This is a genomic window from Cupriavidus sp. 96C5-1 (assembly GCF_057798855.1).
Map to the genome: position 1 here is coordinate 293,350 of NZ_JBYOJU010000001.1, position 14,141 is coordinate 307,490.

General features: G+C 68.8%; 7 protein-coding genes. All 7 read right to left on the minus strand.

The annotated features are described in order from the left end of the window. Positions 1-34 precede the first annotated feature (34 nt). From AC3FOF_RS01370 to AC3FOF_RS01400, 7 genes are read right to left on the minus strand one after another with little or no spacing between them, the layout of a single operon-like run. On the minus strand, positions 35-709 hold the full coding sequence (locus AC3FOF_RS01370) for a GNAT family N-acetyltransferase (protein ID WP_488725577.1): 675 nt from the start codon (positions 707-709) through the stop codon (positions 35-37). Continuing rightward, positions 706-2,034, minus strand: a complete 1,329-nt coding sequence (locus AC3FOF_RS01375; RefSeq protein ID WP_276268107.1) for an aminotransferase class I/II-fold pyridoxal phosphate-dependent enzyme — start codon at positions 2,032-2,034, stop codon at positions 706-708. The genes AC3FOF_RS01370 and AC3FOF_RS01375 overlap by 4 nt, the downstream gene beginning before the upstream one ends. Before the next feature lie 20 nt (positions 2,035-2,054). Continuing rightward, the gene (locus AC3FOF_RS01380) at positions 2,055-2,951 is read right to left on the minus strand and encodes a UDP-3-O-acyl N-acetylglycosamine deacetylase (protein ID WP_488725578.1); all 897 of its coding nucleotides are present in this window, start codon (positions 2,949-2,951) and stop codon (positions 2,055-2,057) included. Then, a complete protein-coding gene (locus AC3FOF_RS01385; RefSeq protein ID WP_488725579.1) occupies positions 2,948-10,540 on the minus strand; it encodes an SDR family NAD(P)-dependent oxidoreductase in 7,593 nt (2,530 codons plus the stop codon). The genes AC3FOF_RS01380 and AC3FOF_RS01385 overlap by 4 nt, the downstream gene beginning before the upstream one ends. 48 nt (positions 10,541-10,588) lie before the next feature. Beyond that, positions 10,589-12,100, minus strand: a complete 1,512-nt coding sequence (locus AC3FOF_RS01390) for an LTA synthase family protein (protein ID WP_488725580.1) — start codon at positions 12,098-12,100, stop codon at positions 10,589-10,591. A 6-nt stretch (positions 12,101-12,106) separates the two neighbouring features. Further along, positions 12,107-12,892 carry an SDR family NAD(P)-dependent oxidoreductase gene (locus tag AC3FOF_RS01395; RefSeq protein ID WP_488725581.1) on the minus strand — a complete coding sequence of 262 codons (786 nt, stop codon included), beginning with the start codon at positions 12,890-12,892 and terminating at the stop codon, positions 12,107-12,109. Beyond that, positions 12,885-14,093 carry a capsule polysaccharide biogenesis protein gene (locus tag AC3FOF_RS01400; RefSeq protein ID WP_488725582.1) on the minus strand — a complete coding sequence of 403 codons (1,209 nt, stop codon included), beginning with the start codon at positions 14,091-14,093 and terminating at the stop codon, positions 12,885-12,887. The genes AC3FOF_RS01395 and AC3FOF_RS01400 overlap by 8 nt, the downstream gene beginning before the upstream one ends. Positions 14,094-14,141: the final 48 nt, after the last annotated feature.

A 14,141-nucleotide genomic window follows, 5' to 3' on the forward strand; every position in this document is an offset into this window, starting at 1 on the left:
GGCGCGGATCCCGTTATCCCGCCGTTGCTACGGGCTATCGCGTGCCGCCCGGGGCCGGCTGAAACCGCATCCTGGTGGAGCGTAGCTGCGCCGGCAGCCTGGGGGTACGGTCCAGCCGCGCATCCAGCGTGACGAAACCGAGTTTGCGGTAGAGCGCGGCTGCCCGCGTATTGCTGCGCAGCACATCGAGCAGGAGCGCCTGTCCCGGCGCGGCGGGGAGCAGGCCGGCGCGCATGGTGTCGGCGAACAGCGCCTGGAATACCCCCCGGCCACGCATATCGCCGCGCGTGGCGCAATGCGCCAGCAGCGTCTGCCGGCGCTTCGGCGCCGGAATCTCCCGCTCCAGGACCAGGCCCCGGCCGACGATGCCGCTGCTTCGCCGGACGCCGAAGAAGCGCAGGAAGTCGAGCGCGATGCGCGGGTCGTCGAGCAGGTTGGCCCGGCCATCCTGGATCGCCAGCACCGCGATCGGCTGGTCTTCGATCGCGGCCACGCGATGGCGGCGCCACGAGAAGCGCCCGCTGTCCGCCGCGATTGCCCGCCGCAGGAAGGCTTCGCGCTCTTGCGCCGTGCCGCCAAGCAGGTAGGCGAACTCAAGCTGGCCCGATGCCAGTACCAGTGGCGCCAGCGCCGCCGCATCGCGCGGCGCGGCCTGGCGGAACACCATCCCCGCCTGCCGCTTCAACGCCACCGAGGGCACGCTGCTCATCTGCGCGCCAGCCGGGCAACCACGTCGACGGCGGTGCGGATCTGCTCGGGCGTGTGTGTCGAGCAGATAAAGAAGCGCAGGCGCGCCGCTTTTTCCTCCACGGCCGGGTAGAAGATCGGCTGGGTGTTGATGCCCTCGTCGAACAGGGCATTCGCCCATTGCGCGGCCTTCAGCGAACTGCCTGTGATGACGGGGATCACCGAATAGCCGGCGCTGGTCCCGGTATTCAGGCCGGCCTGCCGCGCCAGATCCAGGAACAGCTGCCCGCGTTCGCGCAGTGCGGCGACCCGCTCCGGCTCCGCCAGCATCCGCTGCAGTGCGGTCAGCGACGCCGCCGCCAGCATGGGCGCGATGCCCACGCTGTACAGGAAGCCGGGCGCCAGGTGACGGAGGATGTCGGTCAGCGCCTGGTCGCCGGCGATAAAGCCGCCGCAGCCGGCCAGCGTCTTGCTGAAGGTGCCCATCCAGATATCCACGTCGCGCCCGGCCACGCCGTAGTGCTCGCGGATGCCTTTGCCGGCGGCGCCAAGCACGCCCAGCGAGTGCGCCTCGTCCACCATCAGGAACGCCGCGTGGCGGCGCTTGATGTCGATGAAGCGATCCAGCTCCGGCAGGTCGCCGTCCATGCTGTAGAGGCCTTCCACGGCGATCAGCACGCGCTGGTACTGGCGGCGCACGCGTGTCAGCAGCGCGTCCAGCGCCTGCCAGTCGTTGTGCGGAAAGCTCAGCCGCTTGGCGCCGCTGAGCTGCGCGCCCTGGACGATGCTGTTGTGCGCGAGCGAGTCGTGGACGATCAGGTCGGCCGGGCCGAACAGCGAGCCGATCACGGTGACGTTGGTGGCATGGCCGCTGACGAACGCCACGCAGTCATCCACCTCGTACAGCCGGGCCAGCGCGTGCTCGAGCTCGCGCTGCACGGGGCGTTCGCCGGCAACCATGCGGCTGGCCGAGGCCGACGTGCCATACTGGTCGATGGCGGCCTTGGCGCTGGCCGATACTTCCGGATCGCCGGCAAGGCCGAGGTAGTTGTAGTTGGCGAAGTTGATATAGCTGCGGCCGCCGATCTGCGTGGTGGCGCCGGCCACGCCTTCATGCACCCGGAAGAAGGGCGATTCGATGCGCAGCTGCTCGCTCATCTGGCGCCCGATCGCGACCTGCTGGTAGGCCGGCAGGGTATCGAACCGGCATAGCTGGGCCAGCTCCGACGGCGCGGCCGGCCTGGCCACGGCCGCCGGGGCAGCCTCCATCTCGTTGGTCACCCGTTGTAGCTGGCGCTGCAGCGCCTTCGCGGCGAGCTGCTGCCTCAGGTGGTCGCCCAATCCCATACGTCGTAATCCTCGTTCAATCAGATGGCCGGTCCGGCCCATTCCCACGCATCGGTTTGCGCGAGCAGTGCCGAACTCAGGCGGTAGTTCATTTCATGGCTGGGGCGCAGGGCCGTCACCCGTGCCAGCAAGGGCGCGCCCAGCAGGGCCAGGTCGCCGATCAGGTCCAGTGCGCGGTGGCGCACGAACTCCTCCGGCAGGCGCATGCCGCCGAGCACCGAGCCGCCGACGATGGTCGCCGTGCACGATGGCCGCGCGCCGCGCAGGACCGGCCTGCCGCGCAGGTAGCCGTAAGCGATCGTGGGGATCGCCCATTTCAGGCGGCCGTACGAGCGCGAGGGCGCGATTTCGCTGGCGAAGCGCGCCGGGTTGATCTCGCCTTGCCAGGACAGCACGCCGAAGCCCTTGAGATCGTTGGTGACATGCAGCTCATAGCGCCCGGCCGGCTCGATGACCAGCTGGCGCATCTCGCCGTCGGCAACCGCAAGGCGGCGCAGCACGCGGATAAAGCGCTTGGGTGCAGGCAGGGCAGCGCGGCCGCAGGCTTCCATGGCCCTGACCCAGGGCAAGGCGCTGCCATCGAGAATCGGCACTTCCTCGGCATCGAGCTCCACCGTGGCATGGTCGATCTCGCAGGCCAGCAGCGCAGCCAGCAGGTGCTCCACGGTGCGCACGCGCAGGCCATTGTCCGCCTGCAGCGCCGTGCATAGCGGCTGCGCCAGCCGCAGCCCGGGCGAGGCCGGCAGCCTGGCCAGGGTGCGGCCATCCCGCACGCGCACGAAGACGATGCCATGGCCGGCGCCGGCCGGCCGGATCCGCACATTGACACGGCGCCCGGTGTGCAGGCCGTGGCCCGTCATCACCAGGTCTTGCGCCAGTGTTCCCTGGTTTGCCTGCCAGCCCGGTGCGCCGTTCATTGTGGCGAGGCGGTGGCGGGGGCGTCCGGCTCGACCTTGCCGGCCAGGGCGCGGATGTCCTCGGGGTTCATCTCGAGCGCGTGGCGCGCAACCATCGCTTCGATCTGTTGCTGCGCCTCCGACGGTGCCTCGCCCTCCGCGCCGGCGGCATCGCCGGTGCGGATCGATTCGACGATCTTCTGCGCCAGCGAGCGCACCGTGGCGCCGTCCGCCAGCAGCATCACCGACAGCTTGACCTTGAAGGACTCCTCCACGGCCATGCCGAGCTCCATCCCCATCAGCGAATCCATGCCGAGATCGACCACCGAGCGGTCGATGTCGACCTTCTTGGCCGACAGGTGGAGGATGCGTGCAATCTGGGCCTGCATGGTCTCGATGACCAGCTGCAGGGCCTGGGCGTGCGGCAGGGCGCGGACCTCGCCGTCCAGGCTGGCGCCGGCGGAACGCTGCGCATCCTGGCCGTCGCTGCCCTGCATCTCGACGTAGCGCAGCGAGCGCGCGGCCGGCATGACCCGGGCCACGGCCTGCCAGTCGAGCCAGAGCACGGCCTCGCCGGCCCGGTTTGCCAGCAGCGCATGCTCCAGCGCCGCCATGGCTTCGCTTGAGGTGATCGAGCGCCCGCCGATGCGCACCTGCAGCGCTTCGCGCGTCTGCGCGTTGCGCGCCAGGAAGCCGACATCCTCCAGCGGCCCCCAGGCCATGAAGCAGCCCGGCAGCCCGCTGGCGCGGCGCTGATAGACCAGCGACTCCAGGAAGGTATTGGCAGCGACGTAGCTGGACTGGCCCGGACTGCCGAGGAAGGTCGTGGCCGACGAGTACACCACGAAGAAGTCCAGCGTCCGCCCGCTGGTGGCGCGGTGCAGGTTCCACGCGCCGGCCACCTTGGGCGCCAGCACGCTGCCAAAGCGCTCATCGTCGAGATTGGCGATGAGGCCGTCGGCGATGGTCATGGCCGAATGCACCACGCCCTTGAGCGCGGTCCCGGCGCGCTCGATCCGTTCCACCAGGGCGGCGACGGCGGCGGCATCCGTCAGGTCGCACGACGCCACCGTGACGGTGGCGCCCAGCGCCTCGTTCCACTGTTGCGCCTGCGCGGCCAGCTCCGGCGACAAGGTGCCGCCGCGGCTCGCCAGCACCACATGCCGGGCGCCCCTGGCAACCAGCCAGCGTGCCGTGGCAAAGCCGAGGCCGCCGGTGCCGCCGGCCACCAGGTAGGCGGCGCGCGGGTCCAGCGCGAGGTGCGTCGGCTTCGGGCTTTGCGGCGCCGGGGCGCCGCTGGGGAAGGTGACCACGATCTTGCCGATCTGGCGCGCCTGCTGCATATAGCGGAAAGCCTCCTCCACGCGGTGCGCGGGGAAGGTGCGATACGGCAGCGGATCGAGCGCGCCGCTGGCCAGCAGTTCCATGATCTCGGCAAAGAGGCGGGTCGTCAGGCCCGGCTGCGCATGCATCAGCTGGTCGGCATCGATGCCGAAGTAGCTGATGTTGTTGCGGAAGGGGCGCAGGCCGATCCGGCTGTTCTCGTAGAAGTCGCGCTTGCCGAGTTCCAGGAAGCGGCCGAACGGGCGCAGCACGTCGATGCTGCGCACCATGGCTTCGCCGGCCAGCGAATTGAGCACGATGTCCACGCCCTGGCCGCCGGTGCGGCGCAGGATGTCGTCGGCGAACGCCAGGCTGCGCGAATCGAACACATGGTCGGCGCCCAGCAGCCGCACGAACTCGCGCTTCTCGTTGGTGCTCGCGGTGGCGAACACTTCCGCGCCGAGATGGCGGGCCAGCTGGATGGCTGCGATACCCACGCCGCCGGCCGCGCCGTGCACGAGCACGCGCTCGCCAGGACGCAACCGTGCCAGCTCGCAGAGCGCGTAGAAGGCCGTGAAGAAGGTGGTGGGGATGGTCGCGGCTTCCTCGAAGCTCAGCCGCTCCGGCTTGAGCGCGACGGCGCCGGCGCGCGTGCGCACGCGGCTGGCAAAGCCGGCGGGCGCGAAGCCGAGCACGGCGTCGCCCGGCTGGAAGCCCTGCACATCCGTGCCGACACGCGTGATCCGGCCCGAGAGCTCCATGCCGATGGTCGGCCCCGCGAAGCCATTCTCCACCGCTTCGTCGGACAGCAGGCCCATGGCGTACATCACGTCGCGGAAATTGAGGCCGGTCGCGGCGGGTTCGATCTCCACCTCATCCGCTTCGAGCTCGCGCTCGGGCAGGGCGAACCATTGCAGGTGGCGCAGCGAACCCGGGGATTCGAAGGCAAGCACGCTGTGCTGATTGCGCTCGCCCGCGCGCGCGCCCTGCTCGCGCAGCTCGACGGTGGCGGCCGGCAACATGCGCGGCACGAAACGGCCCGAGCGGGTGAGCAGCACTTCCTCCTCGCCTTCGTCCGACAACAGTTCGCGTACCAGCAAGGGCGCGGGCCGCTCGCAGCCGGGATCGATATCGATCAGGTGGCAAGCCAGTTCCGCGTATTCGTTCATCAGCACGCGGCCAAGTCCCCACAGCGTCGCCTGTTCCGGCCGGAAGGCCGACGGCTGCGTTGCGGGGGCGGCCAGTGGCGCGCCGCCACGGCTCACCACCCACAGGCGGACCGGCGCGGGTGCGCCGGCGAGGCCGCGCACCAGTTGCGCCAGCGCGATCGAGGTGCTTTCCTGCGCGCGCATCATTTCGCTGCCGTCGCCCCCGGCGTCCAGGCCCTCGATGTCGGCGGCGAGGAAGACCACGTGGCGAGGCAAGGCCCCGGCCGCGCCGAGCGACGGGTGGGCGAGCAGGGCCGCTACCGAGTCGAGCACGGTGACCTGGCCGGCAGGCGCATGGCTTTGCAGCGTATCGGCGACGGCGGCCATCAGCTCGCCGTGCGCGGCGGGATTCACCAGCAGCCAGTGCGCCGGCGGTGTTTCGGCCGGGAGCGCGGCAACGGCATCCGCGCCGCGGCGCGCCACCATGAAGGCGGGCGCGCCTTCGATGTCGAGCTCCGCTTCGGTGTGCCGGGCCGGGGCTTCGAAGCCGTGTTCCTGCAGCAGGGAAGCGATGGCGTTGGCGGGCAGCAGTTCGCCGCGACCCTGCGTCCACCAGTCGGGAGTCAGCCCGAACACGATGTCCGAGAAACGGCTCGACTGGCTTTCCGCGACGATCAGCAGCGCGCCGGGCGTCATCCACGCACGGGCTGCCTCGATCAGGCGCGCGGGGTACGCGCCCGCGCGCAGCAGGTTGTTGATGATCAGGACATCGTACCGTGCGGGGCGCCCCGCTTCGGCGGCCAGCGTGGGCGTTTCACCCAGCTCGATCTGCACCGTGCGGATCAGCGGATGTTCGGTCGCATCGAAGGCGCCAAGCTGCTCGGCGCTGCCGGCGATGGCATAGTCGCAGCGCGATTGCAGGTGCGAGCCGAACGGCTGGAACAGGTTGGTGCCCGGTGCGATCACCTCGAGCACGCGCAAGGGGCGATGCTCGCGCCAGGCGTCGACCAAGGTGTCCAGGCAGGCGCTGGCCAGTGCGTTGACGTGGGTCCAGGTGGGGGACGCCTCGTAGAGGTGGTCCACCAGGCTGCTGCGCCCGCTGGGCAGCACGGCCTGCGGGCGCAGCGTGCCGCCAAGCACCGCTGGCAGCGCGTTGCCGCAATGCGCCAGCAGCGTCAGTTCCGCAACGTGGCCCGGCGACGCCGAGACCAGGCTGCGCCAGAGATCCTCGATGGCCGGCAGGGTCTCGTCGCCGCGCACCAGCTGGCCGTCGCGCATGGCCAGTACGCCGTCTTCCACCAGCATGCCGATCAGCCGTTCGAGCAGCGCCGGATTGGCGCTGGCGGGCAATTGGGGCTGGCCGGGCACGTCCAGCGCTTCGACCGCGCGCAGCGCATAGGCCGCCGCCAGCACGTCGAGCAGCGGCATGACCTCGGTGAGGTGCGTGCGGCGGTGGGCGGCGTCCTCATGCGTGGTCAGCGTGGCGGCGGCGGCCGCGATGAGCGTCTGCGGCGAGGGCAGGGCAGCGGCGCTGATGTCGGCAGCATAGGGCTTTGCTTCGGTCACGAAGGCGAAGCGGCTGGGTGCCGCCTGGCGCCGGGCCGCAAGGTCAACGCGGCGGAAGCGGCATGCTCCCACCTGCATGACGACCTTGCCGGCTTCGTCCAGATACGTGAACGAGGCCACCAGCGAATGCGGGCTGCGCCGCTCGATGCGCGCCACCACGCGGCGCACGGCATCGCCGCCGCCGTAGTAGTCGATGCGGCCCATCTGCACCGGCACGTAGGCGGCCGCGTCCGCTGCCGCATCCTCGCCATCGGCCTCCGCGCCCAGCAGGGCGAGCAGCGGATGGAAGCCGCCGTCGATCGCGGCCGGGTGCATCGCGTAGGGCGCCAGCGCATTCTGCAGCACGGCGGGCTGCGCCAGTTCGGCAATCGCCGTATCGCCGGCAAGACGCACGGACCGCACCCACTGGAAGGCCGGACCGAAATTCAGCCCGATTTCGGCTGCCCTGCCGTAGAGCTGCCCGCCATCGATCGGGCATGCGGCTTCCAGCGCCGCCAGTTCCTCTCCGGCGATCGCCTCGCCGGGCTGGGCGGCGGGGCCGCCGGCCAGCAGGCGGCCGACCACGGTGAGCGTCCACGGATCGGTGCTCATGCGCGGACGCGTCTCGACGACGAAGCCGCCGGTGCGCGGGTCGACGGTGAAGCGGAACAATTTGCCCTGTTGCGGCTGGAACACCACCGGCGAGCGGATCTCCAGGTTTTCGACGGCGCAGGCCACGGTGCCGAAATGCAGGCGCGCGGCGGCCAGCGCCATTTCCGCATAGGCCGCGCCGGGGAAGATGACCGCGCCATCCACCACATGGTCGGCCAGCACCGGCAGCTTGACCGGGTCGACCTGGTTCTCCCAGGCCACGGCGCTGTCTTTCAGGCGATAGCCCAGCAGCGGATGTTCGCGGCGCCGGTTCACCAGGTCATAGCCCTCGCTGGTGGGCATGAGCCAGTGCCGGGTCCTCTGCCACGGATAGGTCGGCAGCACCAGTTCCGGATCGGCCGGCGGATAGGCCTTGTCCGCATCGAGGCTGGCGCCTTGCGCCAGTGCTGCGCAGAACGCGTGATGCAACTGCGCGGCGCTGTCGTGATTGCGCTTGAGCGTCGGCAGGGCGCTGCCGCCCGCCTTGGCATGCTCGAGGGTTTGCGCAACGTAGCTGCGCAGGATCGAGTGCGGGCCGATCTCGAGGAACACGCGCACGCCGGCATCCACCAGGTGGCGCGCGGCGGCTTCGAACTGCACGGGTTCGCGGATATTGCGCCACCAGTATTGGGCGTCGAGCGCGGTGCCGGGCAACTGCGCGCCCGCGACAGTCGAGATGAACGGGGTGTGCGCCTGCTGCGGCCGCAGATCGGCCAGGGCCGTCAGCACCAGATCGCGGATCGGCTCCATGCACTTGCTGTGGAACGCGTAGTCGAGATCCAGCACCTGGAAGAACTTGCCGCTCTGGGCGAACTGCGCCTGCATGGCGGCAATCGCCTCGGGCGAACCGGCCAGGGTGACGGCTTCCGGGCTGTTGACGCCGGCCATCTCCAGCGCGCCGCCAAGGCCCAGGCGGTCGATCAGCTGCTGCGCGGCTTGTGCGCTGACGCCGGCGGCCGCCATCTTGCCGGCGCCTGCGGTGGAGGCCTGTGCGCGGCTGCGTTCCTTGATCACATGCACCGCCTGCGCCAGCGTGAGCGCGCCGCTCGCCCAGGCCGCGGCCACTTCGCCCACGCTATGGCCGAAGCAGGCATCGTAGCGCAGGCCACGCGCCTGCAGCGAGCGCACCACGCCAACCTGCAGCGCGAACAGCAGCGGCTGCGCGTTTTCCGTGCCCTCGAGCCAGGCGGCGGTGGCGCCGTCGCGCATCACGCCGGCCAGCGAGGCACTGCCATCCGCCTGCCACAGTGCGTCGATCTCGTGCATGGCGTCGCGGAACACGGCATCCTCCGCCAGCAGGCGCCGGCCCATGCCTGCCCACTGCGAGCCGTTCCCCGAGAAGACCAGGGCGAGCTTGCTGTCCGTACCCGCCGGCGCTTCCCCGATGGTGACGCACGGCGCGCTCTCCCCGCGCGCCAGCAGGTCGAGAGAGGCCATGCCTTCATCCTGGCTGGCGGGCGTGATGACCGCCCGATGGTGCAGCCACTGGCGCTTGCGCGCGGCGGCGCTGGCAAGCTGCTCCCAGGAAGCGCCGGCCTGCAGGCGTGCGTGATACTGGCCCGCCAGTGCGCGCAACGCGTCCGGGCTGCGCGCGCTCAGGACCAGGGCCAGCGGCTCCGCCGCCGGCGCAGCCTTCGCCACCGTAGCCGGGAGCGCAGCTTCGCGCAGCAGCACGTGTGCGTTGGTGCCGCCGAAGCCGAAGGAATTCACACCCACCAGCAGGGGCTTGCCGGATGCGTCGAGCGGCAGGAAGCTGTCGACCACGCGCAAACCGCCGCCGGCAAAGTCGATGTTCGGGTTGGGATTCTTGAAATGGACCGTTGCCGGCACCGCCCTGTGCTTCAGGCAGAGAATGGCTTTCAGCAGCCCTGCCATGCCGGAGGCGGTTTCCAGGTGGCCGACGTTGGTCTTGGCCGAGCCGATCAGCAAGGGCTGCCCGGCCGCGCGGCCTTTGCCGAGCACATCGGTCAGGGCGCGCGCCTCGATCGGATCGCCCACCGCGGTGCCGGTGCCATGCGCTTCCACATAGGCGATATCGAGCGGATCGACGCCGGCGCGCGCATAGACATCCTTGAGCAGCGCGGCTTGCGTGGCGGCGGCGGGCACATTGATGCCGCCTTGCGAATGGCCGTCCGAATTCACGCCGGACGAAACAATGACGGCATGAATGGTGTCGCCGTCGGCCAGCGCCTTCTCCAGCGGCTTGAGCAGCACCAGGGCGCCGCCCTCGGAACGCACATAGCCGTCGCCCGCGGCATCGAAGGCCCGGCAGCGCCCGGTAGGCGACAGCATCGACGCCTTGGCGAAGCTGACGAAGGGGAACGGATGCAGCAGCAGGTTGACGCCGCCGGCCAGCGCCGTGTCGGCTTCGCCGGCATGGATCGCATTGCAGGCCTGGTGCAGGGCGACCAGCGACGACGAGCAGGCCGTGTCGATCGACATGCTGGGGCCGCGCAGGTCGAACAGGTAGGAAATCCGGTTCGAAGCAATGCTCATCGTATTGCCGGTCGCGGAATAAGCATCGGCCACGCTCAGGTCATCCACGCCGCGGTCGCCGTAATCCTGGCTGGCCACGCCGACGAAGACGGCGCAATTGCTGCCCGCCATCCTGGCAGGCAGGTGGCCTGCATGCTCGAAGGCCTCCCATGCGAGTTCCAGCAGCAGGCGCTGCTGCGGGTCCATCTGCCTGGCCTCGCGCGGCGAGATGCCGAAGAAATCGGCGTCGAAGCCCGCAATGTCGTCCAGCACGCCGGCGGAGAATGTATAGCTCTTGCCGGGCTCGCGCTTTGCCGGATGCAGGTAGAACTCGGTGCCAAACCGGTCGGCGGGCACTTCCGTGACCGCATCGGTTTCATTGACCAGCAGGTTCCAGAAGTCATCCGGATTGCGGACACCTCCGGGAAACCTGCACGACATTCCCACAACTGCGATAGCTTTTTTCATCTTCCTCTGACTCGGCCCTGCTGTTCTAAACTTCAGCTTCTTTGTTCTTCATCCAGGCATGCCGGCATGCACCGGCTGCCCGATCGTATCGAGTAAATCCCGCCCCAGATCGGCGACATCCATATCCTTGTGCAGCGATGCCGGGCAACCGTCATTGCGCCAGATAAAGTAATCGCTGCGGGTTTGCATGCCGCCCAGCTTGCCGAATACATGCGGCAGGGCAGGCACGTGGTCGCCATAGAAACAAAGGATGGCTTTGCGTTGGCGTTTCGCCAGGTAATCCGTCAGCCGGCCGATCATGGCGTCGGCATTGGCCAGGTGGCGCAGATAAGCGGTCAGGTCGTCCCACGGCGCGCCGTCGCCCAGCGTGTGGTAGCGGGCGCTTTCGCCGGCCTCCACCCGCTCGAGGTGGAGCGGGCCGTGGTTTTCCATCGTCATTGCCATGACGAAAGCCGGCTCGTCGCCGGCGGATTCCAGTTCATCGATGATCGCGTCCGCCACGGCGGCATCCGCCACATAAGGCCCGGCGCGTGGCGCCGCCGCGAAATGCCGGATATCCAGGAACCGCTCGAAATGCATCAGCGGGAACACCCGCTCGCGTCCAAAGAAATCCGCGAAATACGGGTGAATCGCCAACGTGCGGTAGGCGGCGCGCCGGAACCAGCCCGCCAGCGAGGCGCAGGGACGGCGGATAAAGGCATAGGGGTAAAAGCGCGCATAGCCCAGCGCCGCCTCGGGCAGGCCGGACAGCAGGGCGAACTCCGTGCGCATGGTATTGGCGCCCCACGCCGGCACCCGCAGCTCGCCGTGCTGGCAAGCGGCGCGGCGGGCAGCGTCGAAGTTTGCCAGGATCGCCGGGTTCACCGCCGAACCCAGGCGGCGGGCATCGAAGAACGACTCGCTCTGGATCACGATCACGTCCGGCCGCACGGCCGGCGCCGCGGTCCGCGAGAACGGCCCGGCCATCAACGCGGCCCGCAGGCCGTGCGCGGTGCGGGGCCGCAAGCCGTTCAGCAGATAGGCCACGAACACCGTGATAAAGCCATGGCGCAGCTGGTCCTCGCCCGGCGCAAGGGTAAGCGGCAAGCGCGCGGCGAGCAGGACGGCAACGACCAGCGCGCCGCCCCCGCAGGCCGCCAGCGTTTCATACGGTACGGCCGGAAGCCGCTCGCAGGCAAGGAATGCTCCTGCGAACAGCGCCGCCCCGACGGCGATGGCCAGCACCTGGACCACGCTGAGGAAGGGCAGGTACAGGCGAGGGTGGCGGAACAACTGGCCGAACAGGCTCAGGTCGGTGAAAACGAAAGGCTCCCGCAAGGACGCATATTTAGCATTGTTGACAATTGCCATCAACGCGGCCAGCGCGAATGCCACGAGTGCGGCAAATGCCGGGCGAGCCGAGACCGCCAGCATCAGCGTGAACGTCACCGCCGATGCCAGGGCATGGATGGCCAGCGCCCCGGCCGAGCGCCGCCACGGCGCGCGCGGCCGGGGCAGGGCGATAGCGTCCGGCAGGAAGGAAGCGGCAAGCGCTATAAGGAACAGGAGCAAAGGCGGCATGCCGGGCTAGTGCTCCTCCCTCGGTAGATAAGAAAGTCGGTCCAGGATCGAATCCGCAAGGCGCGCCGGCAGCAGCGGAAGCAAGCCCATGCCAAAGGCCAGCAAGCCGGGGAAAGCAATCTCCGCCTTGTTCGCAGCCAGCTTTGCACGGATATGGCGCGCCGCCTTGTCCGCCGACCACAGGAACGGCTTGTCGCCCGGAAAGACATCGCTCATCGCGGTCTTCACAAAGCCCGGGAACACCAGCGACAGATCGACCCCGTCGCGCGCCAGCAGCGGGCGAACCGATTCCCCGTACGCCTTGATCGCGGACTTGCTGGCGCAATAAGCCGGGGAAATAGCCATGCCGCGGATGGCCGCAAGGGAACTGATCAAGGCCACCTGGCCGTGCCGGCGTGCGCGCATGCGCCCTATGATAGGCAAAACGGTGTGCATCGCACCGTAAAAATTTGTGTCGAAGACCTCGCGCGTGCGGGCCAGGTCCTCCCAATCGCGCGCCGACGACAGGGTGCTGGCCACGCCGGCGTTGGCGATCAGCAGGTCGATGGGGTGGTTGTCGTCGAATTCATGCAGCCATTGCGCCATGGCAGCGGCATCGCGCACATCCAGCTCAGCGCTTGCCACGGTGGCCCCTGCCGAGCGACACTGCTCGACGCAGCCGGCAAGCCGGGACGCGTTGCGGCCAACCAGGCCTAGCGTGACGCCCGGGCCGGCATAAGCGAGCGCCACGGCGAGGCCGATGCCCGCGCTGGCACCCGTGATGACGATATGGCGAGGCGCGGCGTTAGCCATGCGCGGCAGCCTCCAGGCGCTTCACCACGCCAGCGGTGGCCATTGCGATGCCAGTCCGGGTATAAAAGTCCCCGTTGACCTGCGTGTGGTGCAGCAGATAATCCAGAAAAGCCTGGTACAAGTCCATGTCCGGACCTTCGGCCTCGCGCCAGAAATTATCCAGCCCGCCCTGCCAGGTCATGCCGGCCATGTCATAGATGGCCGTGCCCAGGGTCATCAACGGGCGGCGATGGTGCAGGGCCGATAGCCCCACCGTGCTGTTGACCACCACCACGCCTCGGGCATGGTCGAGCAGGGTGGGCAGGTGGCCCGCGTCGACGAAATCAAAGCGGTCCGCCATGCCCAGTGTTTGTGCGAGGTTGCGGGAATATTTCCGGTAGTCGATCAGGCCGGTGTCTAGCGGGTGGTTCTTGATCACCAGCTTGGCGTCGCCCGGCGCGTGGTTCGCGAACGACGTCATCACCAGTTCGATGGCCTGCCGCACGCCCTCGAATGGGGAATGGACCTGAATCTGGGAGTCCGAATTTAGTTGCAGCGGAAACATGTAGTACGGCTGTTTCGAGCCCAGAAGGCGCTCGGTTACCTTGTCCGCCTCGGCCTTATGCTGACGCCGCAGCAGCAGGCGACTGGCCAGGCCGGCATATTCGCGCAAGCCGTTGTGCGGGCGGTGGCTGCGGTAGTGCGGGAATTGTCTGGCGTGCACTACATTGGCGGCGCGATAGCGGATATCGTGAAAGGCGCGCTCATACAGGTTATAGCCCGTGCTTAGGCCGGGATGGCTGGGGGGCGTCACGCTGCGGTGGCCGAGATACCAGTCGGGATCGCGAGGGAGGCGGGAGCGGCCGTTAACGCCATGCTGTTCGAGGGTGAGCCAGTGGGGGCGGACGTAGCCTTCTTCAAAAGCGTGCACGCGAACTCCGTGCCGCTCAGCGGCGGCAAACACCGGCTGATGAGTTTCGCGGCAGTCACCAAAAAGAAGAACGTCGGTGAAACTCCCCGAACCAAGCATCTCCGCATACCGTTCGGGCAGCGCGCTAAATGGATCTGCATAGTTATAGGCGGTCTCGGGCCCGGTATAGGCGACATCACCTCCGCAGAAATTGATGCGTTCCAACCGGTGGCCTTGCTCGTTTAAGGCTTCGGCGAGCTTGCTGAAGAAGGGCGATGCCGTGCCCTGTAGGGCAAGGAAAGAGCGAAGCATGAAGGTCGGGCGGCAGAGTGGGGGGGTGCGGAACGTTCACAGGCCCTT

Coding starts and splice junctions, on each gene's coding strand:
- AC3FOF_RS01370 (WP_488725577.1), bottom strand. CDS start 709: ATGAGCAGCGTGCCCTCGGTGGCGTTGAAGCGGCAGGCGGGGATGGTG.
- AC3FOF_RS01375 (WP_276268107.1), bottom strand. CDS start 2,034: ATGGGATTGGGCGACCACCTGAGGCAGCAGCTCGCCGCGAAGGCGCTG.
- AC3FOF_RS01380 (WP_488725578.1), bottom strand. CDS start 2,951: ATGAACGGCGCACCGGGCTGGCAGGCAAACCAGGGAACACTGGCGCAA.
- AC3FOF_RS01385 (WP_488725579.1), bottom strand. CDS start 10,540: ATGAAAAAAGCTATCGCAGTTGTGGGAATGTCGTGCAGGTTTCCCGGA.
- AC3FOF_RS01390 (WP_488725580.1), bottom strand. CDS start 12,100: ATGCCGCCTTTGCTCCTGTTCCTTATAGCGCTTGCCGCTTCCTTCCTG.
- AC3FOF_RS01395 (WP_488725581.1), bottom strand. CDS start 12,892: ATGGCTAACGCCGCGCCTCGCCATATCGTCATCACGGGTGCCAGCGCG.
- AC3FOF_RS01400 (WP_488725582.1), bottom strand. CDS start 14,093: ATGCTTCGCTCTTTCCTTGCCCTACAGGGCACGGCATCGCCCTTCTTC.